The organism is Kluyvera fluvialis (genome assembly GCF_059725275.1).
On sequence record NZ_AP046142.1, the window covers coordinates 2,173,183 to 2,199,305 of the forward strand.

The following is a 26,123-nucleotide window of genomic DNA, read 5'->3' on the forward strand; positions in this document are numbered from 1 at the left end:
TATCAACTCGTAGCGTTACATTCTGACATCCCCTGGTTATCATATGCAAAACCACGATAATCAAGGGGATGATAATGAAGGCTTTATTCGTAGCGGCTATAGCATTAAGTCTGTCAGGATGTGCTACGGAAGCAGTTTTGCCAAGCCAAGCTAAACAGGCTCCAAAGGAAAGATTGCTTAAATTCCAGAATCCAATCAAAGGCGAGCATGCGAAGTTGATTGTCGTTCGTGATAAGGGGTATTTGGGGAGTGGTTGCTTTGTTGGTGTTTACCTTAATCAGGAAAAATCTGCCATTTTGGATCCCGGAGAAAAAGCTGAGTTCTATCTGAAACCAGGTGAGTGGAATATAGCTTTGATGGGTGAAGGTAAATTGTGCATTGCTGATAAGATACCCGCAGGTCGAGATTTCATGCTTAACGCGAATTCCGAAAAAGCGGTGCGCTTATTTGCTGACCCGAGTGGAAATACGGATATTAAAACATTACCGAATCTATAATCGCGGAGTCTGTATTTGGTTTTCAAGACCATAGCCCACTCAGGTGGGCTTTTTTGTCGCAGGAATAACCTGATAAATGATCAGTTCATTCAATGCTCTCGAAAATGTTAGCATTGAAAGAAATGACTCCATTGGTGACACATGATCCCGCCTAAACCACTGAGCGATACAGCCAGGTTAAACTCGCTTATCCAGCAACTGACGCCTTACGTATCTACCGAGACTGAACATACTATGTTTACGGCAAGACGTTTTGAAGCTCAGGTGGAAGAGTTCGAGGATAGCTTCTTTTATAGCGTTGCAAGATTCTACTTTCTCTTTTCTACGGGTAAGATCGAAGAGGGGATTGCGATTGCGGAGGAGATTATTGAATCTAATCCTTCAGATGTGGCTACCTGGGGAAATTATATACTTTGCTGTATGTATAGAGTGGGGATAGCTAAAGCGCTGGAGCTAGCTGAAAGGGCTTCAGAGTGTACCAACTCTCCTAGATTTGTGCGTGACTGTTTCTACTATGCTCGTGGGCTTGGGGATTTTGAAAAATTCAGATTTTATCTGGAGAGGTATTCACAAATGGGGCAACTCGATTTCGAATTAGCTGATAAGGATAACGCAATGCTGCCATTAGCGGTTAAGCAAGCCAGCCAGGCCGCCATGAGCGGGAAAATGGATAAAATCGCTGAAATTGGCAGACTTATGAACAGTATGCTTAGCCCTTGCCGTCAGATTGATTCTATTGCCAATTTTTATGTTCTTGATGATGGTGAAGAAGAGACCTATATCTTTGAGTTAACCCCACCAAACTCATCTCCTGATGAATGCGCAACGAATAATATCGAGCTTATTGACTATCGAATTCAGGCTGGCTTTAACGATTGGTCAGTAGTTGGTGTTTTCACCAATGAACCTGGCATAGAAGGAGAGACCTTGTGCCGGTAAGGCCTTCTGATTTTCTTGAGTCTGCACTTAGTTTTTCTGATGATTCAAACGAGATGTCAATCAGAAACAAGGTTAGTCGGGCATACTATGGCGGTTATCTTGCCGCAAGGGATTGGCAGGTAAAATCTGGTAGTAAGATTCCTGAGACAATAGGCGGTGGTGTTCATATGCGCTTAATTCGTTTCTACCAAAAGGGGTTGTGCTCTGAGCTGACACCAGAGGAGCAAGAAAAATTAGCCGGACTCTTGAGCCTTGCGAAGTCATTGAGAACTAAAGCTGACTATAAGCTCGGCGTCCGTGTCCCGGCTAGCGACGGGCATACAGCCATTAGATGCTCGGAAAGAGTCTGCGCTATGCTCTGTGATGTCTAACCCGCCACTCGGCGGGTTTTTGCTATCTGGGGTCAGGTGGGCTTTTATCAATCATCACTGTCGACATAACCCATGCGCTTCCCAAGTATGGCGGCCAGCCTTCTATTGTGCTCTTCGCTCTCTCGAAGAATTGCCGCAGTGAATGGATCTCTTTTCGCTAGATCATCAAGGAAAGCACTTTTCTCCTCAGGAGTGGCTTTAGCGTCCAGAACGGCTTGAGTGGAGTCAAAATCAACAAGGTCGCTTTCAGCAATAGCCCTGCCTGTATCAATCGCTTCTTGAAGTATCTGTACTATCTCCGAGTTCATTGACCTACCATTATGCTTAGCCCTTTCTGCTATAGCTTCACGCATACCGGCAGGTAGTCTCACGTTAAATCGATCCATCTCCTGGCTTGGGTATTTACTCATCATCAAAACCTCATGAAACAAATTGCCATCATGATAGCACCTACTTGACATCATTCTAAATGGTGGTAAATTGGTTGTAGCACCAAGTTGGTGTCATAATGATAGGTGAATGAGATGCAAGATATGATTTATACCGGACGCAAAAGCGAGAGCTTTCAGTTACGCATGCCTGAAAGGATGAAAGAAGAGATTCGTAAGCTGGCAGAAATGGATGGTATTTCTATTAATTCAGCCATCGTGCAGAGACTGGCTAAGAGCTTGCGTGAGGAGCGCGTGAATGGTCAGTAAAAACAGCGAGGCCCGGCAGTTCGTCAACACTAACCGGGCCTCTATGTCGGAAACCGCATACAAGGAAACCAACATGAATATTGTAGCAAAATCAGATTACAACTTCCAGGGATTCGCCTTTAACCCAGTGACAGAAGGCGGGTCTATCTGGTTTACCTCCACCGAACTGGCGAAGGCACTTGGTTATAAAAAAACTGATGCCATCAGCCAAATTTATGCACGTAATGCTGATGAATTTTCCGAGTCGATGTCATTGACCCTCAATATGAAGGTCAACGGGATAAACAATAGCTTACGTAACAAATCGGTCAGGGTTTATTCACTGCGAGGTGCTCATTTGATTGCGATGTTTGCCTCAACACCAAAGGCCAAAGAATTCCGTCGCTGGGTGCTGGATATTCTTGATCGTGAGGTTGAGCATTCACCGATCGCAAAACAGTTTACCGACGATGAAATCATCAGCCTTTGCTACGTGCAATTGTGGATGGAGAAGTGCCAGCGGTTGAGCAAGCATCTGTACCCATCGATGCGAGATCTTGGTTCTGATGTTGCTGGCACGTTACGCGATATCGCATGTGAAACTCGCTATATGACCGATGAGAGCAGAAAAGCGTTGCTTCGTGAGGCTGAGAATCTGGACAGTAACAGTTTTATGGTGAAGCGTGCCCAGCCGATGCTGGCGATGCTTCGCGGAGAGGGTGTAATTCACTGATAGGCGCACAGGATGGCGCAAAAAGAAAAACCGCCAGGTAGGGCTGGCGGTATACATCACGCAGATAATTCGGATAATCGAGTGTTTACACACAATGTAGCGGCAGTAAATATAGCAAATCATCATCACGCTGTCACCATGTGCAGTCGTGAGATAGCAGAACTGACAGGAAAGCAGCACAAGCACGTGCTTAAGACTGCCGCAAAATGTTCGATTCGCTTAATCTTCAGTCGGCCGACTTCTCGGCTGATTGCCAAAAAGAAAAACCGGCAGCTCTAACTACCGGCTTCCATTGAAACTTGTCATAAGGGTCCAACCAATGACTTATTTAAATTTAGCAGTTCATGAACCAAATGTCGATCCCCAGCCACTGCCTGTTATTGAATGGAAGGGGTTGCGTGTTGTTACGACTGAAACGCTGGCCGCAGGTTATGGTTCTGATGAAGCTAACATTAGGAAAAACCTTTCGCGCAACGCCAGCCGCTTTATTGAGGGTATTCACATCTTCACCATCAAAGGCCTAGAGCTGAAAGATTTGCGAGTGACTAATAGTCACGCACAAATTTCGAGCAAAGCTCGCTCTGTTGTTTTTTGGACTGAGAAAGGCGCTGCCCGCATGTCTAAAATCGTCGACACAGATGAGGCATGGTCATTCTTCGAGCGCCTTGAGGATTCGTACTTCCGTCCAGCCCCGGTTATCGGTATTCCGCTTACCTATGAAGCTGCACTTGAAGATTTGCTCATGAAGGTGAAAGAGAATCGCATCATTGCTGAACAACGTGATCGTGCAGTCAAAGAGAAGCGCTGGATTTCTGAAAAGCGTGAAGTTACTGCGATGACTACCGCCTCTATCGCTGTGAGAGAGAAGAATAGGTTGGCAGAGCGCCTCGGAGAAGGTCGTAATTATGCAGCCATTATCCCTGTAGAAAAGAAGCTGGGGCAGAAATTCAAGTGGCAGCCGCTTCGTAAATGGTGTCGTGACAATAATGTCACACCGCATGACGTTGATGATCCTCGCTTTGGTTCAGTGAAGTCTTGGCCGCGCGCCGCATGGATTGCAGTTTATGACGTTGACATTCGCAAGTTGTTTTAACGACCGATAAACCCGCTCCGGCGGGTTTTTTAATGGAGTAAATATGGCAGTAGAAACTTATAACTGGCATTCGCAGCTCGGTGCTGGCGCTGTCGAATACAGCCAGACCGTGAGGTCAGCACAGTTCGGTGACGGATATGAACAGGTAGCTGAGAACGGTATCAACTCTACGGCTATCCAAATACCAATGAAGCACGTAGGTACTGAAGATGAAGTTAACGCCGTTCGTGATTTTCTTCTGGGACATACCGTGAAGGCCTTTATCATCACGCCGCCAGGTGAAGAGAAGGGGCTGTATCGGGTCGTTGCTGATTCTGTACGCAAAAACCAGCTAAGCAGCAAATTTGCCGAGCTGACATTCACCATTAAACGAGCTTATGGAGTGTACGCATAATGGCATTTGTCGATCAGGCAGCGATGCTTGCACCCAGCGGCAAAGTCCGTCTGGTTGAGGTAGACGCCTCAGAATTTGGTGGTGGCATTCACCGCTTTCATTATTCACCATTCCCGCATACTCCAGAAGAAATTGATGCTTCGGGCGGCGATGAAAACTTGCTCGGCCCTAAACCAATCGTATGGACTGGTAACACATTCGATTTCTGGCCCTTCCAGATTACTGACATTTCCCTCTCAACTGACCAGGCGGCTGAGCCAAAGTTGAGTGTGTCGAACCTTGACGGCCATATCACAGCGCTTTGTTTACAGTTCAAGGATATGGTGAACGCGAAGGTCAGTATCATTGACACCTATGCGGTTTACCTCGATGCAGTGAACTTCCCCGAAGGCGTTAATCCATCCGCCGACCCGACGATGTTCACGCTTCAAACATTCTGGCTAGATACGAAAACGTCCGAGGATGATGAGGTTGTCACATGGTCGCTGAGCAGCCCTGCTGATTTGCAGGGGCTGGTAATCCCCACCAGACAGATAACCTCACTTTGTGAGTGGGCGCTTCGCGGGCAATACCGCAGTGGTGACGGCTGCACTTACAACGGAACGGCATATTTCGACGCCAAAGGTAATCAGGTTGCAGACTCTGCGCTCGATGTGTGCGGTGGCTGCCTCAGCGATTGCCGCAAACGCTTTGGATCCGGAATGGCAGACCCAAATACAGCAATTCTTGATTTTGGTGGCTATCCAGCGACCGTACTACTCTCCCGATAACCGGACTTCAACATGAACAAAACGATTATGACTGCTATCCGGGCGCATGCGCTGGAGGAATCCCCGCGTGAATGCTGCGGCTTTGTTATCCAGTCTGGACGCCGCCAGCGTTATATCCCCGTGAAAAATAGCCACGAAAATCCCACGGAGCATTTCCGTATCGATGGTGAGCACTGGGCTAATGCGGAGGACATCGGAACTGTTATTCGTATCATACACTCTCATCCAGGTGACGGAGCACGCCCTATACCGTCGGACCTCGATCGCCAGCAATGCAATAACTCCGGCGTTGTCTGGGGTATCTACGCGCCTGACTGCGATGAATATGCCGAGATTACCCCTGATGCCATTCCGCTGATAGGCAGGCCGTTTATTTTGGGGTCACATGACTGTTGGGGGCTGATTATGGACTGGCACGCCACGCAGGGTGTTACCCTAAACGATTTTCGCGTGAATTACCCGTGGTGGGAAAGCCAGTACCCGGACAACCTCTATTACGATAACTGGGAGGATGAGGGGTTCGTGGAGTGTGACCCGGAGCCTGGTTGCATGGTCATTATGCAGGTTGAGTCCGAGAAGTGGAACCACGCGGGGATTATTACCGAAGATGGCGAGTTGCTCCACCACCTGTATGGTCAGCCGTCCTGCATTACGCCTTATTCTCGTGGCTATTTCAAAGACCGCACGATGATTTGTGTTCGTCACAAACAGCTTCCACAGGAGATAAAAACATGGCGCGTTTAACTACGATTCGTCTGTATGGGGCGCTGGGCGTTCGTTTTGGGCGTGTTCATAAACTGGCAGTACAAACGTCCGCCGAGGCAGTAAAAGCGCTCTGCATTAATCTGGATGGGCTGGAAAGCTATCTGATGAACGCTAAAAAAAACGGCATGACGTTCGCGGTTTTTCGCGGCAAGCGAAATATCGGTGTGAGTGATTTTAAAGACCTTGCCGGTGATAGCGATATTCGCATTGCGCCAGTAATGGAGGGGGCGAAAAAGGCGGGGATGTTCCAGACAATTCTGGGGGCCGTAATGGTTGTCGCCGGGATTTTTGTTACAGGCATGTCTTTTGGTAGTGCTGGGGTCGTGGGTGCTGGAATGGTCTCTGCTGGTATCGGCATGATGGCTGGTGGCATCTATCAGATGTTGTCTCCACAACCAAAAGGTCTTCAGGGGCGTGACGATCCAGATAATAAGCCAAGTTATGCCTTTGGTGGCTCAGTGAATACCCTGGCAATGGGTAACCCTGTTGCATTGCTTTATGGTGAGCGCGAAGTTGGCGGAGCCATTATCAGTGCGGGTATTGTTGCTGAAGACATTTGATAACCCTTTCTAACTGAATATTAAGCACCCTGTCGGGTGCTTTTTTTATGGATGCGATATGACAACGATAACTGGTGCAAAGGGTGGAAGCCAGAAACAGCATACGCCTGTAGAACAACCTGACTCTGCTCAGTCAATGGCACGATGCCGTATGCTTCTGGCGCTTGGAGAAGGTGAGTTTGCTGGCGGGCTGGATGCAACGCGCATTTTTCTCGACGGCACGCCGCTTGGCAATACTGATGGAACGATGAATTTTGAGAATGTGGCATGGGACTTTCGTCCAGGTACGCAAGTTCAAGAGCCGATCCCCGGCTTTCCTGCTGTTGAGAACGAGACGACGGTTGGGGTTTCGCTAACAAAGGTTACGCCTTGGACTCGGGCTATCAGCAACACGCAAATCGATGCCGTTCTGGTGCGTATTGGGATTCCCGGATTGCAGCAGCAGGAGAGCGACGGCGATATTGTCGGGACAACCGTTCAGTACCATATAGATATTGCTGTTGACGGTGGTGCTTATTCAACCGTTATGACCAAAGTGGTGACGGAGAAACTCAGTTCGCTCTACGAGCTTACCCACCGAATCAATTTGCCCAAAGCCAGTACCGGCTGGCAAATCCGCGTTGTTCGTGACACCGACGACAGTACAAGTCAGATGCTTCAGAACAAAACGCAGGTACAGGCGATAACCGAGGTGATTGATGCGCGGCTTCGTTATCCGCATACGGCGCTGCTGTATGTGTCATTTAACGCTAAGTCATTCAACAATATTCCGAAGATTTCCTGCAAGCCAAAAGGTCGCATCATCCGCATCCCTTCTAACTATGACGCCGTTGCCCGAACATATAACGGCTCATGGGATGGAATATTTAAATGGGGCTGGACGAACAACCCCGCGTGGATATGGTTCGACGTTCTGACGGAGCCGCGTTTTGGTCTTGGGCGCCGGGTGACGGCTGACATGCTGGATAAGTGGGAGTTGTACCGTATTGCTCAGCGCTGTGATCAGCTTGTGCCGGACGGCAGGGGCGGAAGCGGTACTGAGCCGCGTTTCATGTTTGACGTATACATTCAGTCGCAGGCGGACGCCTGGCAGGTCATTAAGGATATTGCGGCTGGGTTTAACGGCATGACGTTCTGGGGTAACAACATGTTCAATGTTGTCTCCGACATGCCTGCGGATGCGTCGAAGCTGCAAATCCTTACCCGAGCCTCAGTGGTTGGCAAGCCTGCATACTCAAGTGGCAGCGAAAAAAACCGCTACAGCTCGGCGCTTATCAACTTCAGTGACCCGGATAACCACTATCAGGATCGCACTACGGCGGTCATGTTTCCTGACCTGGTAAAACAGTTCAAATTCAGGCAGACGCAAATTACCGCTATCGGCTGCACGCGTGAGAGCGAGGGGCAACGCCGTGGTGGGTGGGCAGTATATTCCAACTCACTGGACAGAATTATTACGGTGCAAACGGGGCTTGATGGCTTTATCTATGTTCCGGGCACTGTGTTTGCTTTTGCTGATGAGCGTCTTTCCGGGAGAATATATGGCGGTCGTATAACCGATTACGATGCATCGTTAAAATCTGTGATTACCGACCGTGGCACTAGCGCGGTGACGGGTGATACGTTGATGATCCGCACTCAAGGGGGCGCTGTTGAGAGCCGTATTATACAGGCGGTTAACGGCACTCAGTTGATTCTTGATTCGACATTCTCGGCTCCTCCAGCACCTAACGCTGTGTTTGTTATTGATGCTGGTCAGTTACGGCTTCAGTATTTCCGAGTCACCAACCTGGCATTCAATGATGAGGAAAACACCTTCACCATCACTGGTGCGGAGTACAACGCATCCAAATATGATGCTGTTGATAACAATGCCCGCCTGGATGAACCACCCATCAGCCTGATACCCACCGGCATTGTCGCCCAGCCTGGAAATATTCAGGTGTCGAGTTACGATTCGGTACGGCAGGGTCAGCGCCAGGCCAACCTCGTCGCAACGTGGGATGCTCCGGTAGACAATGACGGGAAACCGCAGTCAGATATTGTCGCTTACCAGATGCAGTGGAAGCGCGGTAATAACGAATGGATTAACGTGCCGGAGACGGGGCTGCGCAACATCGAAGTGCCGGGAATCTTCGAGGGTGACTACCTTGTCAGGGTTCGGGCCATCAATACCGGCGGAGCTTCCAGCCTGTGGGCGTCGTCGGCGCTTACCCACCTAAAGGGGCGAGCTGGCGACGTGCCAAAGCCGGTAGGTCTAAAAACAACGGCTATTAACTGGGGGATTCAGGTTGACTGGGGATTTCCTGCCGATACGGAAGACACCCTCCAGACCGAGCTGCAATATTCCGTCAACAGCAACGGAGATAATCCATTGCTGCTTGCTGGCGTTCCTTACCCACAGCGAAACTATACTCAACTGGGATTAAAAGCCGGTGTCGAGTTCTGGTATCGGGCCAGGCTGGTTGACCGTATAGGAAACCAGAGTGACTGGACAGACTGGGTCAGGGGCATGTCGAACGACAACGCCGACGATTACCTGGGCGACATTACAGGTGATTTTCTGACGTCAAAAGACGGTGACGCGCTGACGAGCGCGATAGACCAGAACATTGAGGGCATTCTGCAAAACGCGCTGGCGAACAACTCAACCATCGAGCACCAGTGGGCACAATATGGGACGGTTCGTGCAGATATTCTCGTTGTGAAAACCACCATTGCCGAAGTTGATAAATCCCTTGCGGAGCTTTCAACAACCGTACAGGCGCAGATCGACGATGTAACAGCCACGCTGGAAGACAAACTGACTGCGACCGTCGATGCTGATGGTGCTACAGCGATTCATACGCTCAAAGCGGGTGTCAGAATTAACGACGTATTTTACAGCGCCGGGATGAGTATTGCCGTGCTGGCTGAAAACGGTAAGCCGGTTGTCACCCGTATTGGATTTAATGCGAACCAGTTTGTATTAATGAGCGGTACTGGTGATACACAATACTCACCGTTTGCCGTAATTAACGGTCAGGTATTTATCAGCAGCGCATTTATTCAGGATGGAACGATTACTAATGCCAAAATCGGTAATTACATTCGCTCGAATAATTATGTTGCTGGCGCTACAGGATGGAACATCCCTAAAGATGGCTCACCTGAATTTAACAATGGCACATTTCGTGGTGCTCTTTATGCATCATCCGGCGCATTCAGTTTTAACGGTGTGAATAATACCGTTGTGCTGAATGGTAATGGTGTGACCGTAAATCTTTCAAACGGCGGGCGTATTGTGCTCGGGGAATGGTAATGGGATGCCAAGAGGATTATTGATTGATTTAAATGATGGCCGACCGATGGCTATTACTGCGGGGCTTCGTGCCCCGGTATTTAGTACGGGGTTTCTGGTGGCTTTTATGGTGATGGCGATGAGGTTTCATATGTTGATACACCTGGATGGGGAAATGGTTATGAATCGGTCTATATCCCCGTAGAAACGGTCGCCGCCTATGAAGTCGGACAGGACTTGTACCCAACGGTTGCCTACCTGACCAGTGTAACGCAGGAGTCAGGGCGCTTACGCCTTACCTCCGGTTCAACCAGTGGACGCCCGCGTAGGCGCAATCTGTGGGCGGCCAGGTCTGGTTCATCACCCCGGCCTATCAATCTGGCAACTCAGGCCTGCTCATTGAAAATTCAACTGACTTCACCGCAATACCCACAAATGCCAATCTTGGAAGCTGTGTGTGGTATGGCGACGTTAATATAAACGGCGCATGGGATATACCTGTTGACGGCATGGTATTCGCTTACTGGGATAATCCCGACGCAGTGCTGTCGAGAATGGGGAATACCATTTATTGCACTCTCGACCAGAATATTTACGAAGAAACCAGCGGGAATATCTGGGTGCGTATCGCGATATTTGCGAATGTTGCCCCATATCCTGGCACCGGGCTTAATTATTTCAACGCCGCAGGTCAGTGTACTTTCTCAACTACGCGCAAACCATTTGTGATTCAGAGCTTTTTCTACCCATCGACCAACTGGCAGGGCGCTGGCGGCATGGTTCCGCTCGGGACTTGTGGCTGGTCGGTGCGACCCGCCACCAATTCAGCAAGCTGGAACATCGTCAGGATGAAAGGGCTGATGATGAGCGGCGGTAATGTCAGGGCCGGATTTGGCAGGATTGTCAGGCAAGTTTCACGCCAAAATTTCGATATTCAGTCTGAGGGCGTGTCGGGCGTAAAACTCCCCGTCATACCGAACTTTTATTAAGGAGTAGGCAATGTCCGCTGGAACAATTTCCATTCAAAATAATGCAGCGGCGGTGGCCGGTGATGGAACGGTATTCACCACTGAACTCTCCGCCGGTGATTTTATTGTTATTACCACTGGCGGGGTTACCTATACGCTTCCGGTGAAATCTATCGAGAGCGATACCGCACTGACTCTAGCCCGAAACTACAACGGCCCGTCGGTAACAGCCGGCGCATGGACAGCGGTGCCGCGTGATACGCTAAACCGCATCAGCGGACAAATGGCAGCGGATACTTCCTACGCTATCCGCCAGCGAGTTCTGGAAATCGATAACTGGTATCAACTGCTGGAAGTCAACGGTGACGTAACCATTAAGGTGGCTGACGGCTCGACCTACACAGGGCCATCCTGGCTCAAGATGATTGATGCCATGAACAATCCGACCTGGGCGCTGGCGAAAAGCAAAAACCTGTCCGACCTGGAAGACCGCGATGAAGCCTGGATGAATGTTCGCCCTACAGGCCCGACACCGCTGGCGGCGGCTCCTGTGAGTGAGGGTGACGCGGCGACAAAGGGATATGTTGATAATAAGAAAATAGATATTGCGCACGGAGGAACCGGGGCGACGACAGAATCGGGGCGAGAGAAGCCTTAAAGCTGACATCAGCGGCCACAACTGAAATAGGGACCAGTGGTGCAAAACTTCCGCTTCTGAATACAGCGAATACATGGGGCGCGACTCAAACTATAAAATCGCCAATGGTGGTCGCTGCCGATGGACCCGCCAGCCCGGTATCAGGGCAGCTTATTAATAGCCCTGTGTTGAGAATGCGTGTTAACGGACGCGGTGCTAATGGTGATGCCCTGGTGAAGTTGGCGATATATTCATCCAGGAGAAAGTAGGTACTTATGTTGCTTTAACATTCAATATTAGCGCTTTTTCTGATAACAAATTCTGGAGTATGAATGCTTCTACGGGAAACCTTCTCCCCTTGGAACTCTCGCGGTTCAGGGGTCTGACGTTCGTATCAAATATAATTTCACCCCGCCAAAATCGGCGCATGGAAACGCGTAGAAGCAATCGGCATCTGCGAATATATGTATAACGGAAGCACCATCCCGCAGCGCGGTTTTCTGGCGCAACAGATGGGTGAAGTTGATGAGATGTATGTGTTCGAATCATCTGTCTCTACCGCGAAAGACGCGGACGGTAACGCATTCAACATTCTGAATGTCAATGACCGTGCTGTGATGGCGGATATGATTATCGTCATTCAGGAGCTACAGAAGAAAGTCACAGACCTGGAAACACTGGTGGGGAATAAGGTGGCATCTGGTAGTTAATGTGAGATGGCAGCGGTCTGTCGTATGCAAGCGCAGGCTGCTGGCTGGATCTGACGTAAGGGGAAGTTGGTGCGGTGCACGCGGGAAAAAAATTAGCGCAAAACAACTCAAAACCGGCGAGGTGATGATTCGTCTTGCGCTAATGCTTTGTGGGTTGCGATGCGCTGTGACGAGAATGTGCCAGAAAATTGGCACAGTGTTGATGAAGGCTGCAAAAATCTGCAAAAGAAAAGTGGAGGCGGCTGGCTTGTGGTGCGGGTTTGATTGATGTTAGCGTATGGCAAGTTTACGCATGAAAAAGAGTAAAAGTATGTTTTGTGTAATTTATCGTAGTACCAAACGTGACCAAACCTATTTATATGTCGAAAAAAAAGACGATTTCTCACGAGTACCTGCGGAATTGATGCAGGGATTCGGTCAGCCGCAGTTAGCGATGCTGTTTCCGCTGGACGGTCGTAAGAAGCTGGTCAATGCCGACCTGGAAAAAGTGAAACAGGCGTTAAGCGAGCAGGGATATTATTTGCAGATCCCGCCACCGCCTGAAAATTTGTTAAAGCAGCATTTGGCGGAGTCGCAAAATAAGGGCGAAGAGTAATCTTCGCTTCCGGCCAATGTGCGTCCATGGTTGAACAACAAGTAAGGGAAAAGAATGTATCAGCATCATAACTGGCAGGGTGCTCTGCTGGATTACCCGGTAAGCAAAGTTGTCTGTGTTGGCAGTAATTATGCAAAACATATCCAGGAAATGGGCAGCGCAACGCCGGAAGAACCCGTACTGTTTATCAAACCGGAGACGGCGCTGTGCGATATTCGCCAGCCGCTGATCCTGCCTCAGGGGCTTGGCTCGGTACATCATGAAGTCGAATTGGCGGTGCTGATTGGCGCTACACTGCGCCAGGCCGCGCCGGAGCACGTACAGCAGGCGATTGCCGGCTACGGCGTCGCACTGGATCTCACCTTGCGTGAGGTGCAGAGCAAAATGAAAAAAGCCGGGCAGCCGTGGGAAAAAGCCAAAGGGTTTGATAACGCCTGCCCAATTTCCGGTTTTATCCCGGCCAGCGCTTTTGATGGCGACCCGCAAAATATCATGCTTGGCCTGAGCGTCAACGGTGAAGTTCGCCAGCACGGTTCAACCGCCGACATGATCCACAAAATCGTGCCGCTGATTGCTTATATGAGCCGCTTCTTTACGCTGAAACCGGGTGACGTGGTGCTCACCGGCACGCCAGAAGGCGTTGGCCCGCTGCACAGCGGCGACGAACTCGACGTACAGTTTAACGGCCTTTCCCTTAATACCCGCGTACTGTAACCCTCGCTTGCCGCCCCATTTGGGCGGCAAAACTTGCATCCCCGTGCCAGACTGGTTATAAGATGCAACCCGATTTTTGATGTGGACATCCTGATGAGCGAAATACCTTTCTGGCAGAGCAAAACCCTTGATGAAATGACCGACGCCGAGTGGGAGTCGCTGTGTGACGGCTGTGGGCAGTGCTGCCTGCATAAGCTGATGGATGAAGACACCGACGAAATTTATTTCACCAACGTTGCTTGCCGCCAGCTCAATATCAAAACATGCCAGTGCCGCAACTACGCCCGCCGTTTTGAATATGAACCCGATTGTATCAAGCTCACGCGCGATAATTTACCGACCTTCGAATGGTTGCCGCATACCTGCGCGTATCGCCTGTTGGCTGAAGGGCAAACGCTGCCGCAGTGGCATCCGTTACTCACCGGTTCCAAAGCTGCGATGCACGGCGAGCGTATTTCGGTACGCCATATTGCGGTGAAAGAAACCGAAGTGCGTGACTGGCAAGATCATATTTTAAATAAACCCGAGTGGGCTGAGTAAAGCGCAGTTGCGTCTTGCTGCAATTTGAATGATTGGGCGGGTAAATCCCCGCAAACTGTTATGCGGGTGTCGGGCTATGGAATTGGGTTTATAGCAGGGTAGTGGTCTTGAAACGCACTGCCAGCCGCAGACGCCGCTGGCAGTGGTGAAACATTAACGACCGAACAGATCGCGTCTTTTCGGTTTGAACGGTTGGGCAATCAGCACCAGCAGCGCAACAATCAGATAAGCGGCGAAGATGCCGACCAGCCATTGTGGCATTTCCAGCGATAAAAACTTCCACTGACGCACCGCGCAATCACCATAGGCGACGAACATCTGTGGCAGCCATTTATCCAGCGGCAGCCAGCTCGGGAAACGGACCATAAAATCACAGGTCATGAACGGCGACGGATACAACTGAATCATGGTGTGTTCCCACGCCAGTTGCAGGCCGCGAAAGGCGCTGTATAACCAAATCAGCAGGGCGACGTAACGCAGCGGGCTTTTCGGGGCGATGGCGCCCACAATACCCGCACCCATCACGCCCAACAGCGCACAGCGCTCATAAATACACAACACGCATGGCTGCAATAGCATCACATGTTGGAACCATAATGCCACTAACTCAAGCGCAAAAGCGGTTAACGCCAGTAATAACCAGGCACTGCGGCCACGTGAGCTCTGGTTTAAATATCGCAACATAATCATTTCCCTGGAACGAGCTTTGAAAAGGCAGTGTAAACGAAAACGTTAGCCATGCCATCGGGCTATACGCAATTATTCGTAAATGAAACATTAACGCCCGCGATAAATCTCGCGGGCATCAATAATTTTCTCTTTTTTAAGGCGTTATGGTTGGAAGTGCCAATAATCCCTGGTTCATCATCCAGTCGATTGCGGGCTGTAAAGTGAACTCGACGCACAGCAGACCGACCAGCGTTAACACCAACGTATAGGGCAACGCCATCCACACCATTCTGCCGTAAGAAAGGCGAATCAGCGGCGCAAGTGCGGAGGTTAACAGGAACAGAAACGCTGCCTGACCGTTCGGCGTCGCCACCGAAGGCAGGTTAGTCCCGGTATTAATCGCCACCGCCAGCAGTTCAAACTGCGGCAGGCTGATAGCGCCGTTATCGAGCGCGGTTTTGGCCTCGTTGATGTAAACCGTACCGACAAACACGTTATCGGAAATCGACGACAGTACGCCGTTGAACAGATAGAACAACGAGCGCTGGGCGTTCGGCGATGCCTGTAACACGAAATCGATAATTGGCGCAAAGAGATGCTGGTCGATAATGACCGCCACCACCGCGAAAAAGACCGTCAGCAGCGCGGTAAACGGCAGGGCTTCGGTAAAGGCTTTGCCGATAGCGTGCTCGTCAGTGACCCCGGTAAACGAGGTGGCAAAGATAATCACCGACAGGCCAATCAGCCCCACTTCCGCCAGGTGCAACGCGAGCGCCAGCACCAGCCAGACGCCAATAATTCCTTGCACAACCAACCGCATATTATCCTGCGCCGAACGCTGCTTACGGCTGCGTTCATCATAGTCAGCGAGAATTTTGCGTACCGGTTCTGGCAACTCTGCGCCATAGCCAAAGGCTTTGCATTTTTCCAGCAAGAAACAGGTCAACATGCCGCAGAAAAAGACGGGCACGGTCACCGGAGCCATCCGTAGGAAGAACTCGCCGAAGTGCCAGCCCGCGACCTTCGCGATAATCAGGTTTTGCGGTTCGCCGACCATCGTCATCACGCCGCCGAGCGCCGTACCGACGCCAGCATGCATCATCAGGCTGCGTAAAAAGGCGCGGAACTGCTCCAGCACTTCGCGTGAGTGCACATCAATGTGGCTGTCGTCCAGCAGATCCCCATCGTCCGGGCGGGCAGAAGCGACCTGATGATAGATGCTATAAAAGCCCACGGCGACGCTGATAATCACCGCCACCACCGTCAGCGCATCGAGGAAGGCCGACAGGAACGCGGCGGCAAAACAGAAGGCCATTGATAACAGGCGTTTACTGCGAATGCTCAGTAACAGACGCGTGAAAATAAACAGCAGAAGCTGTTTCATAAAGTAGATGCCCGCCACCATAAAAATCAGCAGCAGCAAGACTTCAAGATTAGCGGCGATTTCATCGCGTACGTGACCTGCTGAGGTCATACCGATAAATACCGATTCTATAGCCAGCAGGCCACCGGGAATCAGCGGATAGCACTTCAGCGCCATCGCCAGGGTAAAGATAAACTCAACGACCAACAGCCAACCAGCGACAAACGGGTTGAATAAAAACACCAGTGGGTTGATAACGAGAAACGTCAGTAATAATAATTTATACCAGTCTGGGGACTGACCAAGAAAGTTCCGCCACAGGGCGCGACCGTAAGAGATTTCCATGACTATTGTCTGCCTCCTGAAAAGATGCCATTTTTTACCATTAAATCGGTGTCACTGCCAGAAGTCCCCTCGGAAGAGTCCTTTCCGCCGCTAGAAAGAAATATGAAAAATGAAACGGCGATCCCTTTTTAATTCACGCATCCTGCTATCTGCACTATGTTGGCTCTGGTATGATGAGTCTAATTGCAACGCTGTGTAATGGAATTTTTACTATGGTTATTAAGGCGCAAAGCCCGGCGGGTTTCGCGGAAGAGTATATTGTCGAAAGTATCTGGAATAACCGTTTTCCTCCAGGATCTATCCTTCCGGCTGAACGTGAACTCTCTGAATTAATTGGCGTTACCCGCACTACCTTACGTGAAGTGTTGCAACGTCTGGCACGAGATGGTTGGTTAACGATTCAGCACGGTAAACCGACGAAGGTGAATAACTTCTGGGAAACGTCTGGCCTGAATATTCTTGAAACGTTGGCGCGTCTTGACCACGACAGTGTTCCGCAGCTGATTGATAATCTGCTGTCCGTACGCACTAATATCGCCACGATTTATATTCGTACCGCGTTCCGTCAAAATCCTGAAAAAGCGCTGGAAGTATTAGCAACGACGCGCGAAGTTGAAGATTATGCGGATGCTTTTGCTGAGCTGGACTATAGCGTATTCCGTGGTCTGGCATTTGCCTCCGGCAACCCGATTTATGGCCTGATCCTCAACGGCATGAAAGGGCTGTACACCCGTCTGGGGCGTCACTATTTCTCCAGCCCTGAAGCCAGGGCGCTGGCGCTGGGTTTCTATCACCAACTGGCGCAACTGTGTGAGCAGGGCGACCACGAAAACGTCTATGAGACGGTGCGTCGCTATGGTCGTGAGAGTGGTGAAATTTGGCATCGGATGCAGAAAACGCTGCCAGGCGATTTAGCGCTGCAAGGGCGTTAATATTGTCCGATGCCGCGCGGCTCGGTAAGCGAATAATAAAACACCCCGGTTATGCCGGGGTGTTTTGCGTTCAGGGCTACAGCGCGTTAGGGCGCGGCGGGCAGCGTTCCAGCAGTTCAACGCTGCCATCGGCGTTCTGCTGCTCCAGATGGACATCAAACCCCCATAAGCGATGCACATGTTTAAGCACTTCCCGGCGCCCCTTATCCAGCGGAGCGCGGTTGTGCGGCACATAGCGCAGCGTCAGCGAACGATCGCCGCGCAGGTCAACGTTCCACACCTGAATATTCGGCTCCAGGTTACTGAGATTGTACTGTGACGAGAGCTGTGAGCGAATTTCGCGATATCCCTCTTCGTTGTGAATCGCCGAAATCTCCAGATAGTTATTCCGGTCGTCGTCCAGCACGGTGAACAGGCGGAAATCCCGCATGATTTTTGGCGACAAGAACTGGCTGATAAAGCTCTCATCTTTAAAATCACGCATCGCAAAATGCAGCGTGGTTAACCAGTCGGAACCAGCGATATCCGGGAACCAGTATCTGTCTTCCTCGGTGGGATTCTGGCAAATACGTTTAATATCCTGGAACATCGCAAAACCTAGCGCATACGGGTTAATTCCGCTATACCACGGGCTGTTGTAAGGTGGCTGGAACACCACATTCGTATGGCTATGCAGGAACTCCAACATAAAGCGATCGGTCACTTTTCCTTCATCATACAGATGGTTAAGAATGGTGTAGTGCCAGAAGGTCGCCCAACCTTCGTTCATTACCTGCGTCTGCTTTTGCGGATAAAAATACTGGCTGACTTTGCGCACGATGCGCAAGATCTCACGCTGCCACGACTCCAGCAGCGGGGCGTTTTTCTCCATAAAATAGAGCAGGTTTTCCTGTGGCTCGGAAGGATAGCGGCGCGCCGACTCAATGGCTTTTTCTTCGTCGCGCTTCGGCAGGGTGCGCCACAGCATATTGACCTGGCTTTGCAGGTACTCCTCGCGGCTTTTCTGCCGCGCTTTCTCCTCCTGCAACGAGATTTTTTGCGGGCGTTTGTATCTATCCACCCCGTAGTTCATCAGCGCGTGACAAGAGTCGAGCAGCTTCTCCACTTCATCCACGCCGTAGCGCTCCTCGCACTCGGTAATGTACTTACGGGCGAACAGCAGGTAGTCAACAATTGAGCTGGCGTCTGTCCAGCTACGGAACAGGTAATTGTTTTTAAAGAAAGAGTTATGCCCGTAACAGGCGTGCGCCATCACCAGCGCCTGCATGGTAATGGTGTTTTCTTCCATTAAATAGGCGATACACGGGTTGGAGTTAATCACTATTTCATAGGCCAGCCCTTGCTGCCCGTGTTTGTACTGACGCTCGGTTTCAATAAACTTTTTGCCAAAAGACCAGTGCGTGTAGTTAATCGGCATCCCGACGCTGGAGTAGGCATCCATCATCTGCTCGGAGGTAATCACTTCAATTTGATGCGGATAGGTGTCCAGCCGGTAGAGTTTCGCCACCCGATCGATTTCTGCGAGGTAGGTCTCCAGCAGCGGGAATGTCCAGTCGGGTCCATCGCTCAGACGAGTTGTGTCCTTATTCATCGAGTCAATCGTAGCCATTAGCGCGCCCTCATTGTTGGCGACTCTCTCTGTCTGGAGAGCCTCACTTCAAGAATAGAACACCGCAGAAAAACTGTAACAACCGCCATTTCTTTTCTTCATGATTTATTCATTTTAGCGGCGATAATTTTGCAGTTTTGCAGAACTTTATGCTGACAAAAAATAGCGGGTAGCAGGAGATCGCAAATTCACCGCCACCCTGTGGCATGGGCGCTGTGTGAGGTAAGTCACCATAAAAAAAGCCTATGTTGAATAATATTTTCATCTGGGTTATCAATTTGTAATCAGATGATTGTTCTTTTGCTTATTCTGGAGTGGCTATGCACGTTGTCATACTGGGAAGTGGTGTAGTGGGCGTAACCAGCGCCTGGTATTTAAGTCAGGCAGGACATCAGGTCACGGTGATTGATCGCGAAGCGGGGCCGGCGCTCGAAACCAGCGCCGCCAACGCCGGGCAAATCTCACCGGGTTACGCTGCGCCGTGGGCGGCGCCAGGAGTGCCGTTGAAAGCGATTAAATGGATGTTCCAGCGCCATGCGCCGCTGGCTATCCGCCTTGATGGCACGGGGTTCCAGTTGAAATGGATGTGGCAAATGCTGCGTAACTGCGACACGCGCCACTACATGGAAAACAAAGGGCGGATGGTGCGCCTGGCGGAATACAGCCGTGACTGCCTGAAAACCCTGCGCGACACCACTGGCATCAGCTATGAAGGGCGTCAGGGCGGGACGCTGCAACTGTTCCGCACCGCGCAACAGTATGAAAATGCCACCCGTGACATCGCCGTGCTGGAAGAGGCCGGCGTGCCGTATCAACTGCTGGAAGCCTCGCGTCTTGCCGAGGTAGAACCGGCACTGGCCGACGTCGCGCACAAACTCACCGGTGGCCTGCGCTTGCCGAATGACGAAACCGGCGACTGCCAACTCTTTACCCAGCGGTTGGCGAAAATGGCGGAACAGGCTGGCGTACAGTTCCGCTTCAATACACCGGTTGATAGTCTGATTCAGGACGGCGAGCGTATCATCGGCGTAAAATGTGGCGATGAGCTGGTAAAAGCCGATGCCTACGTGATGGCCTTTGGTTCCTACTCAACGGCGATGCTGAAAGGGCTGGTGGATATTCCGGTTTATCCGCTCAAAGGCTACTCGCTAACGATTCCTATCGTTGAAGAAAGCGGCGCGCCAGTTTCAACCATCCTTGATGAAACCTACAAAATCGCGATTACCCGCTTTGACAACCGCATTCGTGTGGGCGGCATGGCGGAAATCGTCGGCTTTAATACCGAGTTGCTGCAACCGCGTCGGGAAACGCTGGAGATGGTGGTGGGCGATCTGTTCCCGCGCGGCGGTAAGATTTCAGAAGCCACGTTCTGGACGGGGCTGCGCCCGATGACGCCAGACGGCACGCCGGTTGTCGGCAAAACGGCCTTTAAAAACCTGTGGTTGAACACCGGACACGGCACGTTGGGGTGGACCATGTCCTGCGGGTCTGGTCAATTACTCAGCGATTTGATGTCCGGGCGAATGCCTGCTATTCCCTATGATGACCTCAGCGTTGCGCGTTACTCGCCAGGCTTCACGCCGGCGCGCCCACAGCATCTGCACGGCGCTCATCAATAAGGAGAAGGTATGTCACGTCCCGTACTCGCGAGCCTTGATTTACAGGCACTGCGGGAAAATTTAGCGATTGTGCGCCGGGCTGCTGCTGGCGCTCGCGTGTGGTCAGTGGTGAAAGCCAATGCCTACGGTCATGGTCTGGAACGGGTCTGGAACGCGCTGCGAGAAACCGACGGCTTTGCGATGCTAAACCTGGAAGAGGCTATCTTGCTGCGTGAAAAGGGCTGGAAGGGACCGATTCTGCTTCTCGAAGGGTTCTTCCACGCCGATGAACTGGAACTGTTTGATAAATACCGTTTAACGACCAGCGTACACAGCAACTGGCAGATTAAGGCGTTACAAAATGCGCGCTTACATGCACCGATCGACGTTTATCTGAAGGTCAACAGCGGTATGAATCGGCTGGGGTTTGCCCCGGATCGCATCCACACCGTCTGGCAGCAGTTGCGTGGCATCCGCAACGTCGGTTCCATGACGCTGATGTCGCATTTTGCCCAAGCGGAAAACGCCGACGGCGTGGTTGAACCGATGCGCCGTATTGAGCAGGCGGCAGAAGGGCTGGAGTGCCCGCGCTCGCTGGCGAATTCGGCGGCAACCTTGTGGCATCCTGAAACCCATTTTGACTGGGTAAGGCCGGGGATTGTGCTGTACGGCGCGTCACCTTCCGGCCAGTGGCAGGACATTGCTAACAGCGGCCTGAAACCGGTCATGAGCCTTAGCAGCCAGATTATCGGTGTTCAGAATCTCAAGGCGGGGGATGCGGTGGGCTATGGCAGCCGTTATCGCGCCAAAGAGGAGCAGCGTATTGGCATTGTGGCCTGCGGTTACGCCGACGGTTATCCGCGTATTGCGCCAAGCGGCACGCCAGTGTTGGTTGACGGTATTCGTAGCACCACGGTAGGGACTGTCTCGATGGACATGCTGGCTGTCGATTTAACCCCATGCCCACAGGCGGGGATCGGTACGCCGGTTGAGCTGTGGGGGCAGGAGATTAAAATCGATGAAGTGGCGGCGAGCGCCGGAACCGTGGGCTATGAGCTAATGTGCGCATTAGCGCCACGCGTGCCGGTAGTGACGGTGTAACTTTTATATCGCCCGGCAGCATGACGCTTGCCGGGCAAAACCGCTTATTCGACCTCTTCCTCGGCGACACGTACACCGACTTTCAACACCTGGTTCTCTTCTTTTTCTGCGACAGTCCACACCATTCCGGCAAACTCCACCTGGTCACCGACCACCGGCGCAGCCCCCAGCAAGTGCTCGACAATATCGCCCAGCGACTGTTGGCTATCGCGGAATTCCTCACCGCCGTCGAGGCCGTAAACCAGCGCCACATCAGCAAACTTGGCTCTGGCTTCCAGAATAAAGTCACCGAAGAAGCGTTGATCCAGCGACACCGGCGGCGATTGGCTAAACATCTTGCCCAGCGAGGGCAAATCACGCTCACGACCAATTACGCACAGAATATCGTTTTCCCGCAGGCGGGTGCTGCCGGTCGGGTGCAGCAGCACATTGTCGCGAAACAGGGCGGCAATGTGGGTTTGCGGTGGCATCTGCAAGTCGCGCAGCGCTGCGCCAACGCACCATTTTTCGGCGCTGAGCTGGTAGACGAACTGTTCCCACGGGTTATTCGGATGAATATCCAGCCCTACGCGGGAAATCGGCCAGCCAACCGGCGGAACCACCACTTTGGCTTTTTTTGCCGCCCACGACAGCGACGTACCCTGCAACAGCAGCGACACCAGCACCACGAAGAAGGCGACGTTAAAGAACAAACGTGCGTTTTCAAGCCCTGCCATCATCGGGAACACGGCGAGAATAATCGGCACTGCGCCGCGCAGACCCACCCAGCTGATAAAGGTACGCTCACGCAGATTAAACCCACGGAATGGCAGCAGACCGGCAAACACCGACAGCGGGCGAGCAATAAAGATCATCCACATAGAGAGCAACAGCGCAGGAACCGCAATGGGCAGTAAATCTGACGGCGTGACCAGTAGCCCCAGCACCAGGAACATAGCAATTTGCGCCAGCCAGGCAAGGCCATCGAAGTTTTGCAAAATGCCGAAGCGGTTGCGAATAGGACGGTTGCCTAACAGAAAACCGCACAGATACACCGCCAGAATCCCGCTGCCGTCGAGGGTAGTAGTGACAGCAAAAATCATGATCCCGCCGCTTAATGCCAGTAACGGATACAGGCCTGGCGGCAGGGCGATACGGTTGATCATCTGCAACAGCAAATAGCCGCCGCCAATACCGATAATAATCCCCAGCCCGAACTGCTGAATAATATGCACCAGGAACATCCAGCTCAGGCCGGTTTCATGTTGCTGGATCATCTCAATTAAGGTGATGGTCAGGAAGACCGCCATCGGGTCGTTACTACCGGATTCAATCTCCAGCGTTGAGCCTACGCGCTCGTTCAGCCCTTTGCCGCCCAGCAATGAGAACACCGCGGCGGCGTCGGTCGAGCCGACAATCGCGCCAATCAACAGGCCATCCATCAGGTCGAGGTGGAATAACCACGCCGCCATCATGCCGGTAAGCCCGGAGGTTATCAGGACGCCGATGGTGGCTAATGACAGCGCGGGGCCAAGTGCAACACGAAAGGAGCTTGCCTGGGTACGCATACCACCATCAAGCAAAATCACCGCCAACGCCAGGTTACTGACCATGTAGGCGAAAGGGTAGTTATCGAAAGGAATGCCGCCAATGCCGTCAACACCCGCCAGCATCCCAATGGCTAAAAAGATAACCAGAATAGGGATGCCAAGACGGGAGGAAAATGAACTTAAGAGAATACTACAGGTTACTAAGACCGAACCTAAAATAAAGAGACTAATGACTGCCGTGGCGTCCAATGTATACGCACTCCCCTGTAACGTGCCTGCTAGTGACAAAACGTTACCATATTTAGCGCGTAAACATTGGATTAATAAGCGCTGATTATCGTTTTTTATCCAACTAATATCGGGTGTCCGGTCATGGTCAGCGATGAATGGCCCGCAAAGTGACGCAACTGTGCCTGCGCGCCCAGCGCCAGCGTTACCGTGCGTTGCTCATGACCAAATTCAAGGCCGGTAATCAGCGGAATCGACAGCCTGGATCGCACATAGCGATACATGGCGTCCAGGTCATAACCCGCGTCATAATCATTCGGTTTCGCGCCGCTAAAACTGCCCAGCACAATCGCTTTCTGGCGAGGCAAAATACCTGCGTACAGCAGTTGCAGCAACATGCGCTCAACGCGGAATGGATGCTCGTTAATGTCTTCCAGTACCAAAATACCGCCGTCAATCTGCGGCATCCACGGCGTACCAATTAGCGAGGTCACCATCGCCAGATTGCCGCCCCACAGCGTGCCCTGAGCTTCACAATGGGGGCCATCACCGTGCCAGTCAACGCTATACGTTGGGTTGCGCAGCGCCTGCCAAAAGTGCTGCTCGGTGAATGTATTCAGGGTTTCTGCGCCAAAATTCCCCGCCAGCATCGGGCCGCTAAAGGTGACAACGTTACTTTTCGCCAGTAACCCCAGTTGGATAACGGTGAAATCGCTGTGCCCGCAGATAAGCAGCGGGTCGTGCTGTTGGCGGGTTGCGATAGCCTGCCAATCAATATCTTCCAGCAGACGGCTGGCGCCATAACCGCCACGCACTGCCATCACAATCTGATTTTTGCCGTGCAACTGCGCCAGGCCGTTGATATCGCCCAGCCGTTCAGACTCTACGCCTGCAAATCGACGGTCGCGGCGGGTAATCACCTGCTGGTTATTCACCTGATGCCCGGCCTCCTCTAATCGCGCAGCCCCGCACTGTGCGGCGGGTTGATTAATGCAGTACCCGGAAGGGGCGATGAGATGAAACTGAGACATGGCATTTCCTTGCTGATAATGAAACGGGTATCATGCCGCCTGAGCCAGTGGTTGTCATTAGCGGCAACAAAGTTCAGTCAAAAGGATAGATGCGTGAAATTGAGATGGTTTGCTTTTTTAATTGTATTACTTGCCGGATGCAGTTCGAAATCGGATTACCGTAATCCACCGTGGAATCCTGAAGTGCCGGTTAAACGAGCAATGCAATGGATGCCCATCAGTCAACAAGCGGGTGCTGCCTGGGGCGTTAGCCCACGCCTGATTACCGCGATTATTGCGGTGGAATCAGGGGGTAACCCAACGCTTGTCAGTAAATCTAATGCGGTGGGATTGATGCAGCTAAAAGCATCAACATCGGGTCTTGATGTTTATCGCCATATGGGCTGGAGCGGGCAGCCGTCTACCAGCGAGCTGAAAAACCCGGAGCGTAACATCTCAATGGGTGCGGCATATCTGAGTATTCTGGAGCACGGTTCGTTGGCCGGAATCAACGACCCGCAGGTGATGCAATATGCGCTGGTGGTGTCGTATGCGAACGGAGCAGGCGCGCTGTTGCGAACCTTCTCGTCCGATCGCAAAAAGGCAATTTCTAAAATTAACGAACTGGATGCGGATGAATTCTTCGACCACGTGGTGAAGAATCACCCCTCACCACAAGCTCCGCGCTATATCTGGAAAATCCAGAAGGCGATGGATGCGATGTAACTAGCGAACGTTATTAGCCCGTTCGCGCGCTTCACGCTCCAGCGAAAAAATAATTAGCTGGAGCGAGCGCTCAAGCACCGGCGTCATATGCAGAAACCGGAAGCTTAAACGCGGCGTAACGATGGTTTCATTTTTGCTGTCCACCACTTTGCGCTCGCTAATCGCCAGCAGTTGCGCGTCAAAACGAAAACGCCCCCATTGCCCCATATCCAGTTCAATTTGCGACAGCTCCATCCCCGGGATGAGGTTGTCCGGCGGTGTGATGTCCAGCAAAGCGCCCATTCCACCGAGCGACAGGTCATACAGCCGAAAGCGCAGGGCGCTTTTATCCGGTAGCGTGGCTTTACCGTAGTAGGCCGGATGAAGCGGCGCAGAAATACGGAAAAACTCACGACGCTGGATATACCAAACCGTCGGCGGCGTCGGCATTACAAACGCCGGTAGCCCCTGATACATCTCGACTTGCATCTGCGAGACGGTAAATTCTATTTTCGCGCCGTTAGTTTCCGCCACCAGCGAGATATTTTTCGCCGTCTGTGCGGCGTTGTTATCTTCCTCCCGACTGCCGAAGTCGATAACCAACTGTTGCTGACTAACATCGAGGATTCGGCTAATAAACTGCCGCGAACCCCAGCTCACGCGCAATACGGCATTACCATGCTGTAAATCACGCAGAATATTTAATACCGCCAGTGGGTTTTGCTTTAGAAACTGTGCGTTGTGCTCACTCACCTAAAATGGCTCCTGAATGGCAGACTCTCTCATTGGTA

The 26,123-nt window shown here is 51.6% G+C and carries 28 protein-coding genes; 21 read left to right on the forward strand and 7 right to left on the reverse strand.

All coding sequences use genetic code 11. The annotated features are described in order from the left end of the window. Positions 1-74: 74 nt before the first annotated feature. Positions 75-497 carry a hypothetical protein gene (locus AC6I4B_RS10480; RefSeq protein WP_497771497.1) on the forward strand — a complete coding sequence of 141 codons (423 nt, stop codon included), beginning with the start codon at positions 75-77 and terminating at the stop codon, positions 495-497. 234 nt (positions 498-731) lie between these two features. After that, positions 732-1,436 (forward strand): hypothetical protein, encoded by a 705-nt coding sequence (locus tag AC6I4B_RS10485; RefSeq protein WP_497771499.1) that lies wholly within the window; start codon positions 732-734, stop codon positions 1,434-1,436. Positions 1,437-1,854: 418 nt separating this feature from the next. Here AC6I4B_RS10485 and AC6I4B_RS10490 read toward each other — a convergent pair whose 3' ends face one another. Then, the gene (locus AC6I4B_RS10490) at positions 1,855-2,217 is read right to left on the reverse strand and encodes an Arc family DNA-binding protein (protein WP_497772104.1); all 363 of its coding nucleotides are present in this window, start codon (positions 2,215-2,217) and stop codon (positions 1,855-1,857) included. A gap of 114 nt (positions 2,218-2,331) precedes the next feature. Here AC6I4B_RS10490 and AC6I4B_RS10495 point away from each other — a divergent pair, with 114 nt between their 5' ends. From AC6I4B_RS10495 to ycgN, 15 genes are all read left to right on the forward strand, one after another. Continuing rightward, positions 2,332-2,505, forward strand: coding sequence for an Arc family DNA-binding protein (locus AC6I4B_RS10495; protein WP_497771500.1), 174 nt, complete (start codon positions 2,332-2,334; stop codon positions 2,503-2,505). 73 nt (positions 2,506-2,578) lie between these two features. Continuing rightward, positions 2,579-3,217 carry a P22AR C-terminal domain-containing protein gene (locus tag AC6I4B_RS10500; RefSeq protein WP_497772106.1) on the forward strand — a complete coding sequence of 213 codons (639 nt, stop codon included), beginning with the start codon at positions 2,579-2,581 and terminating at the stop codon, positions 3,215-3,217. A 12-nt stretch (positions 3,218-3,229) separates the two neighbouring features. Next, a complete protein-coding gene (locus tag AC6I4B_RS10505; RefSeq protein ID WP_497771501.1) occupies positions 3,230-3,496 on the forward strand; it encodes a hypothetical protein in 267 nt (88 codons plus the stop codon). A gap of 40 nt (positions 3,497-3,536) precedes the next feature. Then, positions 3,537-4,310 carry an ORF6N domain-containing protein gene (locus tag AC6I4B_RS10510; RefSeq protein WP_497771503.1) on the forward strand — a complete coding sequence of 258 codons (774 nt, stop codon included), beginning with the start codon at positions 3,537-3,539 and terminating at the stop codon, positions 4,308-4,310. Positions 4,311-4,353: 43 nt separating this feature from the next. Then, a complete protein-coding gene (locus AC6I4B_RS10515) occupies positions 4,354-4,704 on the forward strand; it encodes a phage tail protein (protein ID WP_497771504.1) in 351 nt (116 codons plus the stop codon). Continuing rightward, positions 4,704-5,474 (forward strand): phage minor tail protein L, encoded by a 771-nt coding sequence (locus tag AC6I4B_RS10520; protein ID WP_497771506.1) that lies wholly within the window; start codon positions 4,704-4,706, stop codon positions 5,472-5,474. The genes AC6I4B_RS10515 and AC6I4B_RS10520 overlap by 1 nt, the downstream gene beginning before the upstream one ends. 12 nt (positions 5,475-5,486) lie before the next feature. Beyond that, a complete protein-coding gene (locus AC6I4B_RS10525) occupies positions 5,487-6,218 on the forward strand; it encodes a C40 family peptidase (RefSeq protein WP_497771507.1) in 732 nt (243 codons plus the stop codon). Next, entirely contained in the window at positions 6,206-6,799 is a 594-nt protein-coding gene (locus AC6I4B_RS10530; RefSeq protein ID WP_497771509.1) for a tail assembly protein, read from the forward strand. The genes AC6I4B_RS10525 and AC6I4B_RS10530 overlap by 13 nt, the downstream gene beginning before the upstream one ends. A 58-nt stretch (positions 6,800-6,857) precedes the next feature. Beyond that, positions 6,858-10,100, forward strand: coding sequence for a TipJ family phage tail tip protein (locus AC6I4B_RS10535; RefSeq protein ID WP_497771511.1), 3,243 nt, complete (start codon positions 6,858-6,860; stop codon positions 10,098-10,100). 317 nt (positions 10,101-10,417) lie between these two features. Then, complete coding sequence (locus tag AC6I4B_RS10540; RefSeq protein ID WP_497771512.1) at positions 10,418-11,068, forward strand: DUF6453 family protein; 651 nt, start codon at positions 10,418-10,420, stop codon at positions 11,066-11,068. 10 nt (positions 11,069-11,078) lie between these two features. Beyond that, a complete protein-coding gene (locus AC6I4B_RS10545) occupies positions 11,079-11,705 on the forward strand; it encodes a hypothetical protein (protein WP_497771513.1) in 627 nt (208 codons plus the stop codon). 443 nt (positions 11,706-12,148) lie between these two features. Further along, the gene (locus tag AC6I4B_RS10550; protein WP_497766791.1) at positions 12,149-12,394 is read left to right on the forward strand and encodes a basic helix-loop-helix domain-containing protein; all 246 of its coding nucleotides are present in this window, start codon (positions 12,149-12,151) and stop codon (positions 12,392-12,394) included. Between the two features lie 310 nt (positions 12,395-12,704). After that, positions 12,705-12,989 carry a YcgL domain-containing protein gene (locus AC6I4B_RS10555; RefSeq protein WP_497772107.1) on the forward strand — a complete coding sequence of 95 codons (285 nt, stop codon included), beginning with the start codon at positions 12,705-12,707 and terminating at the stop codon, positions 12,987-12,989. 54 nt (positions 12,990-13,043) lie between these two features. Continuing rightward, entirely contained in the window at positions 13,044-13,703 is a 660-nt protein-coding gene (locus AC6I4B_RS10560) for a fumarylacetoacetate hydrolase family protein (protein ID WP_497771514.1), read from the forward strand. Between the two features lie 93 nt (positions 13,704-13,796). Beyond that, entirely contained in the window at positions 13,797-14,243 is a 447-nt protein-coding gene (gene ycgN / locus AC6I4B_RS10565) for a cysteine cluster protein YcgN (protein ID WP_497771516.1), read from the forward strand. A 153-nt stretch (positions 14,244-14,396) separates the two neighbouring features. Here the strand turns inward: ycgN and dsbB are convergent, their stop codons facing one another. Both dsbB and nhaB read right to left on the reverse strand, forming a co-directional pair. After that, positions 14,397-14,927, reverse strand: coding sequence for a disulfide bond formation protein DsbB (gene dsbB / locus AC6I4B_RS10570; RefSeq protein ID WP_497771517.1), 531 nt, complete (start codon positions 14,925-14,927; stop codon positions 14,397-14,399). Positions 14,928-15,066: 139 nt separating this feature from the next. After that, the gene (nhaB, locus tag AC6I4B_RS10575; protein ID WP_497771519.1) at positions 15,067-16,620 is read right to left on the reverse strand and encodes a Na(+)/H(+) antiporter NhaB; all 1,554 of its coding nucleotides are present in this window, start codon (positions 16,618-16,620) and stop codon (positions 15,067-15,069) included. Positions 16,621-16,832: 212 nt separating this feature from the next. Between nhaB and fadR the strand changes: the two genes are divergently transcribed. Then, positions 16,833-17,552 carry a fatty acid metabolism transcriptional regulator FadR gene (gene fadR / locus AC6I4B_RS10580; protein WP_497771520.1) on the forward strand — a complete coding sequence of 240 codons (720 nt, stop codon included), beginning with the start codon at positions 16,833-16,835 and terminating at the stop codon, positions 17,550-17,552. 76 nt (positions 17,553-17,628) lie between these two features. On the opposite strand, the gene AC6I4B_RS10585 is transcribed toward fadR, so the two are convergent. Further along, complete coding sequence (locus tag AC6I4B_RS10585; RefSeq protein WP_497771521.1) at positions 17,629-19,161, reverse strand: SpoVR family protein; 1,533 nt, start codon at positions 19,159-19,161, stop codon at positions 17,629-17,631. A 320-nt stretch (positions 19,162-19,481) separates the two neighbouring features. Here AC6I4B_RS10585 and AC6I4B_RS10590 point away from each other — a divergent pair, with 320 nt between their 5' ends. Continuing rightward, positions 19,482-20,780 (forward strand): D-amino acid dehydrogenase, encoded by a 1,299-nt coding sequence (locus AC6I4B_RS10590; RefSeq protein WP_497771523.1) that lies wholly within the window; start codon positions 19,482-19,484, stop codon positions 20,778-20,780. Positions 20,781-20,789: 9 nt separating this feature from the next. Continuing rightward, positions 20,790-21,860: a catabolic alanine racemase DadX gene (dadX, locus tag AC6I4B_RS10595; RefSeq protein ID WP_497771524.1), complete on the forward strand. Its 1,071-nt coding sequence runs from the start codon at positions 20,790-20,792 to the stop codon at positions 21,858-21,860. Positions 21,861-21,904: 44 nt separating this feature from the next. Here the strand turns inward: dadX and AC6I4B_RS10600 are convergent, their stop codons facing one another. Further along, positions 21,905-23,638, reverse strand: coding sequence for a potassium/proton antiporter (locus AC6I4B_RS10600; protein ID WP_497772109.1), 1,734 nt, complete (start codon positions 23,636-23,638; stop codon positions 21,905-21,907). Between the two features lie 95 nt (positions 23,639-23,733). Continuing rightward, positions 23,734-24,648, reverse strand: a complete 915-nt coding sequence (gene ldcA, locus AC6I4B_RS10605; protein WP_497771526.1) for a muramoyltetrapeptide carboxypeptidase — start codon at positions 24,646-24,648, stop codon at positions 23,734-23,736. A 93-nt stretch (positions 24,649-24,741) separates the two neighbouring features. Between ldcA and emtA the strand changes: the two genes are divergently transcribed. Next, complete coding sequence (gene emtA / locus AC6I4B_RS10610; RefSeq protein WP_497771527.1) at positions 24,742-25,353, forward strand: membrane-bound lytic murein transglycosylase EmtA; 612 nt, start codon at positions 24,742-24,744, stop codon at positions 25,351-25,353. Here the strand turns inward: emtA and ycgR are convergent, their stop codons facing one another. Beyond that, the gene (gene ycgR, locus AC6I4B_RS10615) at positions 25,354-26,085 is read right to left on the reverse strand and encodes a flagellar brake protein YcgR (RefSeq protein ID WP_497771529.1); all 732 of its coding nucleotides are present in this window, start codon (positions 26,083-26,085) and stop codon (positions 25,354-25,356) included. Positions 26,086-26,123: the final 38 nt, after the last annotated feature.

Bases quoted from the DNA above. Each gene is read 5' to 3' on its own strand.
- AC6I4B_RS10480 (WP_497771497.1), top strand. From the start codon at position 75: ATGAAGGCTTTATTCGTAGCGGCTATAGCATTAAGTCTGTCAGGATGT.
- AC6I4B_RS10485 (WP_497771499.1), top strand. From the start codon at position 732: ATGTTTACGGCAAGACGTTTTGAAGCTCAGGTGGAAGAGTTCGAGGAT.
- AC6I4B_RS10490 (WP_497772104.1), bottom strand. From the start codon at position 2,217: ATGAGTAAATACCCAAGCCAGGAGATGGATCGATTTAACGTGAGACTA.
- AC6I4B_RS10495 (WP_497771500.1), top strand. From the start codon at position 2,332: ATGCAAGATATGATTTATACCGGACGCAAAAGCGAGAGCTTTCAGTTA.
- AC6I4B_RS10500 (WP_497772106.1), top strand. From the start codon at position 2,579: ATGAATATTGTAGCAAAATCAGATTACAACTTCCAGGGATTCGCCTTT.
- AC6I4B_RS10505 (WP_497771501.1), top strand. From the start codon at position 3,230: ATGGCGCAAAAAGAAAAACCGCCAGGTAGGGCTGGCGGTATACATCAC.
- AC6I4B_RS10510 (WP_497771503.1), top strand. From the start codon at position 3,537: ATGACTTATTTAAATTTAGCAGTTCATGAACCAAATGTCGATCCCCAG.
- AC6I4B_RS10515 (WP_497771504.1), top strand. From the start codon at position 4,354: ATGGCAGTAGAAACTTATAACTGGCATTCGCAGCTCGGTGCTGGCGCT.
- AC6I4B_RS10520 (WP_497771506.1), top strand. From the start codon at position 4,704: ATGGCATTTGTCGATCAGGCAGCGATGCTTGCACCCAGCGGCAAAGTC.
- AC6I4B_RS10525 (WP_497771507.1), top strand. From the start codon at position 5,487: ATGAACAAAACGATTATGACTGCTATCCGGGCGCATGCGCTGGAGGAA.
- AC6I4B_RS10530 (WP_497771509.1), top strand. From the start codon at position 6,206: ATGGCGCGTTTAACTACGATTCGTCTGTATGGGGCGCTGGGCGTTCGT.
- AC6I4B_RS10535 (WP_497771511.1), top strand. From the start codon at position 6,858: ATGACAACGATAACTGGTGCAAAGGGTGGAAGCCAGAAACAGCATACG.
- AC6I4B_RS10545 (WP_497771513.1), top strand. From the start codon at position 11,079: ATGTCCGCTGGAACAATTTCCATTCAAAATAATGCAGCGGCGGTGGCC.
- AC6I4B_RS10550 (WP_497766791.1), top strand. From the start codon at position 12,149: ATGTATAACGGAAGCACCATCCCGCAGCGCGGTTTTCTGGCGCAACAG.
- AC6I4B_RS10555 (WP_497772107.1), top strand. From the start codon at position 12,705: ATGTTTTGTGTAATTTATCGTAGTACCAAACGTGACCAAACCTATTTA.
- AC6I4B_RS10560 (WP_497771514.1), top strand. From the start codon at position 13,044: ATGTATCAGCATCATAACTGGCAGGGTGCTCTGCTGGATTACCCGGTA.
- ycgN (WP_497771516.1), top strand. From the start codon at position 13,797: ATGAGCGAAATACCTTTCTGGCAGAGCAAAACCCTTGATGAAATGACC.
- dsbB (WP_497771517.1), bottom strand. From the start codon at position 14,927: ATGTTGCGATATTTAAACCAGAGCTCACGTGGCCGCAGTGCCTGGTTA.
- nhaB (WP_497771519.1), bottom strand. From the start codon at position 16,620: ATGGAAATCTCTTACGGTCGCGCCCTGTGGCGGAACTTTCTTGGTCAG.
- fadR (WP_497771520.1), top strand. From the start codon at position 16,833: ATGGTTATTAAGGCGCAAAGCCCGGCGGGTTTCGCGGAAGAGTATATT.
- AC6I4B_RS10585 (WP_497771521.1), bottom strand. From the start codon at position 19,161: ATGGCTACGATTGACTCGATGAATAAGGACACAACTCGTCTGAGCGAT.
- AC6I4B_RS10590 (WP_497771523.1), top strand. From the start codon at position 19,482: ATGCACGTTGTCATACTGGGAAGTGGTGTAGTGGGCGTAACCAGCGCC.
- dadX (WP_497771524.1), top strand. From the start codon at position 20,790: ATGTCACGTCCCGTACTCGCGAGCCTTGATTTACAGGCACTGCGGGAA.
- ldcA (WP_497771526.1), bottom strand. From the start codon at position 24,648: ATGTCTCAGTTTCATCTCATCGCCCCTTCCGGGTACTGCATTAATCAA.